Raw genomic sequence first — 3,826 nt, forward strand, 5'->3', positions numbered from 1 at the left:
CGCCTCCACTATTCAGAAAAACCAGTCCTTGTGGCTGGTTTTTTCGTTTCTGGCACTTTGCTTCTTGTTTCTTCGTCCTTACCTCTTCATTTCTCCCTTTGATATTTGCTAAGCCCAACGCCGTTTTGGTGGAATCCTAAGTTGAACCTTTGTTGATAGACCGCTAAATAAATCAAAGTCACAATTAACCATAATGCTCAATTTGTTTCATTGTTTTATGGGATAACTCTAATTAAAACATGTGTATGAGTGATAGTGTCCCTCTTTATATTTCTTTAATTATTCTATAAGAGGTTCTTAAATATGCAATTTAGTCTAAAGAGAAAAATGGTTTTCTCTGTAGTTTTGGCGATTGCTGTTACATCTGCCATTCTTCTTTTCATGGGTTATAAGACTTTTCAAACAAACAGCTGGCAAGCTATAGAAAGTGAAAGTCGTAATACACTTCAAGCCCATGCAAAGGGCATCAGTGACTGGTTTTACGATAAGAAACAAGCAGTACATGGGCTTAAACAACAAGTACAGCTTAACCCTTCAATAGATATCGTTCCTCATTTACGTCAAACCTTGGTATCTGGTGGGTTTGGATTGAGTTATTACGGTAACAAAGAAGGTGAGATGTTCCGTCATGATCCTTCATTGAATAAAGCGGGGTATGACCCAAGAGTTCGAGGTTGGTATAAACAAACCTTAGCTGAGAACCGCGCAGTAACAACCAAGCCTTACGTGAGTGTAACCATGCAAACCTTAGTGGTGACATTGACCGATCCTGTGACCGAGAATGGATCGATCATAGGTGTTGTGGCATCTAACCTTGCATTAGACAAGCTAATTGAAGATGTGTTGGCTATTCAGGTTCCAGGTAATGGACGAGCGATCCTAATTGATAAGCAAGGCACGGTCGTTGCTCATAAGAATAAAGATTTCATCCTTAAGCAAGTCAAAGAGATAGCACCTGAATTAAGTGTTTCTGGATTAAACAGTGCTGCACAAAACTTAACGACAATTTTTACACAAGTTGATGGTGATGAGCGCGTCATCATGGCTGAGCCTATTAAAGGCACCGACTGGCTACTTGTGATTGAAATGGATAAAGACGTACTAGAGCAGCCGTTGTTCGATATGTTGATTAGCCAAATCACCACAGGTTTGATTGTATTGATCGTTATGGCTGCAGCAACCTCATGGTTTGTGGCTCGTCAATTAGTTGAACTGGGTCGAGTGAGTGAAGCATTAGCTGATATTGCGGAAGGGGAAGGTGATTTAACACAGCGCCTTCAAGTGTCGAGTAAAGATGAAGTAGGGCAACTTGCCGACAAGTTTAATGTGTTCGTAGATAGACTTCATGCAATGATGAAAAACGTGACTGATGTTTCGACGGCAATGAATAACGGAGCTGAACACGCCAACAGCAGCGCATTAAAACGCAGCGATAGCGTCAGCAGACAGCAAGACGAGATCACAATGGTTGCAACAGCTGTGACAGAAATGGCGACAGCAACAGCAGAAATTGCTACGAATGCTGATAGTACGGCCAAAAGTGCGACTCACTCTGTTGAGTTGAGCGAACAAGGCTTCCAACAGATGGCTAAAAGCCAATCATCGATCAATGAGCTTGCAACAGAGCTAACAAGCGCTGTGTCTATCATCAGCGAGCTTGAAGAGCATGGTCAACAAATCGCGTCTATCTTGGCGACGATTCGCGAAATAGCGGAGCAAACTAACTTACTTGCACTCAATGCGGCAATTGAAGCAGCAAGGGCAGGCGAACAAGGTCGAGGCTTTGCAGTGGTTGCCGATGAGGTTCGAGTGCTTTCACAACGAACTCATGCTTCAACAGAAGAGATCGAAGACAAGATCAAGCGCTTACAACAAGCGACTAGTGGTGCCGTTAAAGTGATGACACAAAGCCACGATATGGCGAAAACAAGCGTACATGACGTGGATATGGCGGGAGAGAGCTTGGCTCAAATACGTGAGGCAATTCAGATGATCAGCGATATGGCAACTCAGATAGCTTCTGCTGCTGAAGAGCAGTCACTGGTTACCGCTGAAATCAATGCGAATACCGAATCTGTTCGTGAAGTGAGTGATGTGATGGCAGTTGATGCGACCGATGCGGTTTCACAAGCCGATCAGCTAAGTCATTTAGCGAGTGACTTGAAACAAGAGCTGTCACGATTCAAGCTTTAAGTTCAGGCTAATATTAGCTTAAGCACAAAGATCAATTAGAAACTAGAAAGAGCACTGGCTGTTAAAGCGTGTGCTCTTTTTTATTTATAGAGCATGCTCAATGTTTGTCAAAGAAGTCTTTGTTACGAATATACTTACTCATTAGGTGATAAGAGAAAGGCCGGATTAACCAACTGAATATTGATCGCCCGAGGCGTATTAACGTCGGTGTGTTTTCGTAAATCCTGCCGTTATAGAGCCAAAGTACTTTGCCTACATGCCAATACAACAGCGGTACGGGCGGCATGAAGGTGACAATATCGATTTCGCAACAGATACGGTAGGTTTTCTTGCTCAAGCGGTAGTTCTTTTTGAAACTCCAATCACCGACCGCGGGCTGTCCAAACGTGACGATTCGTTTAATACAACCTGGGTGTTTTTGGTCCAAGTAATCAGCGAATACACAACCAATAGAGCCACCAGAAGAGTGGCCAGTAATCGATATTCTTTTGCCTTGTTCCAATAGAGGAATTAAAGTGGTTTCCAAGCGTTCAATGACAGTTTGTCCCAGTTTATCTTCATTACGGCTTGGTTGGCTTCCTTGAAACATGAGATGGTAGAACCCGGCATGTACACGATAGTTCAGCCCAATCCTTTTACAGCTTCTTGTCCATAGAGCAAAAGTGAGTAGCCAGTCAGAAACGCTGTGTGACCCCTTGATAACCACGACGACTTCATCTTTGTCGCTGCTCCATAAGACTCGAATCATGGTTTTGCCAAACTGATTCTTTATGATGCGCTGTCCATTAGGGTCAAAACCGTAACGAGTTTGTTTAAAAACTCTAGGGTAGGCGAGGTTGCAGAGCACAGCGTAGCGTTCATATTGGTATCGTTTTAGTGGCTTCACGTTGTCATTTCGTAATAGTCGTTACTTAAAACTCTAGCCTTTGAATGTGAAAAGCACATGAAAACTAAGTCGTGTTTCTCTAATTCAATGGAATTGACAGTATTTTGTGAGTCTGAAAATGGGAGTTCGGCCTTTGAATTCCAACTCAAACTCAAAGTCTACGAATAAGAACCGTACAAGCTGCACTAAATTCATTCGTTTGAGTTCGATAATTAATCACTTGAATTGAAAGATAAAATTTACTGTTGACGAATTTTTTCTATCCGTTAAAGTACACCTCGTTCTCACGGCTTAGGTCGCAGAGAGATGGTGTTTTACTCTTCGGTAATCAGCATCGCATGATTGCGTTGCCCTGGTGGTGGAATTGGTAGACACAAGGGATTTAAAATCCCTCGGCGTTCGCGCTGTGCCGGTTCAAGTCCGGCCCAGGGCACCATCTATCTAGTTTCTACTTTGAGTAGAGTGTTGAACAAAGAGTGGTCCTCTTAAAACACTTCAATATATTTTTATGTTGATAAAGGCGCCTTGGCAGAGTGGCTATGCAGCGGATTGCAAATCCGTGGACCTCGGTTCGACTCCGGGAGGCGCCTCCATTCTCTTTCTCTTACGTTTTGATAAGGTAAGAAATTAGTAGAATGAAAATGCGATACTAGCTCAGTTGGTAGAGCGCAACCTTGCCAAGGTTGAGGTCATCGGTTCGAACCCGATGTATCGCTCCAAATTTTGTAATGTTGATTCATTTCGACA

The 3,826-nt window shown here is 43.0% G+C and carries 2 protein-coding genes and 3 tRNA genes; 4 read left to right on the forward strand and 1 reads right to left on the reverse strand.

The genetic code is table 11. The features are described 5' to 3' along the window. Positions 1-327 precede the first annotated feature (327 nt). Complete coding sequence (locus AB4589_RS13275; protein ID WP_017077332.1) at positions 328-2,193, forward strand: methyl-accepting chemotaxis protein; 1,866 nt, start codon at positions 328-330, stop codon at positions 2,191-2,193. 97 nt (positions 2,194-2,290) lie between these two features. On the opposite strand, the gene AB4589_RS13280 is transcribed toward AB4589_RS13275, so the two are convergent. Next, positions 2,291-3,079, reverse strand: a complete 789-nt coding sequence (locus AB4589_RS13280; protein ID WP_017101843.1) for a lipase family protein — start codon at positions 3,077-3,079, stop codon at positions 2,291-2,293. A 349-nt stretch (positions 3,080-3,428) separates the two neighbouring features. Here AB4589_RS13280 and AB4589_RS13285 point away from each other — a divergent pair. The 3 genes from AB4589_RS13285 to AB4589_RS13295 all read left to right on the forward strand — a co-directional run bounded on the left by AB4589_RS13285 (position 3,429) and on the right by AB4589_RS13295 (position 3,798). Next, a tRNA-Leu gene (locus AB4589_RS13285) sits at positions 3,429-3,515 on the forward strand. Between the two features lie 83 nt (positions 3,516-3,598). Then, positions 3,599-3,672, forward strand: a tRNA-Cys gene (locus tag AB4589_RS13290). 50 nt (positions 3,673-3,722) lie between these two features. Further along, positions 3,723-3,798 (forward strand) — tRNA-Gly (locus AB4589_RS13295). Positions 3,799-3,826: the final 28 nt, after the last annotated feature.

The organism is Vibrio sp. 10N.222.49.A3 (genome assembly GCF_041475145.1).
Classification (GTDB): Bacteria; Pseudomonadota; Gammaproteobacteria; order Enterobacterales; family Vibrionaceae; genus Vibrio; species Vibrio tasmaniensis_A.

Coding starts and splice junctions, on each gene's coding strand:
- AB4589_RS13275 (WP_017077332.1), top strand. CDS start 328: ATGGTTTTCTCTGTAGTTTTGGCGATTGCTGTTACATCTGCCATTCTT.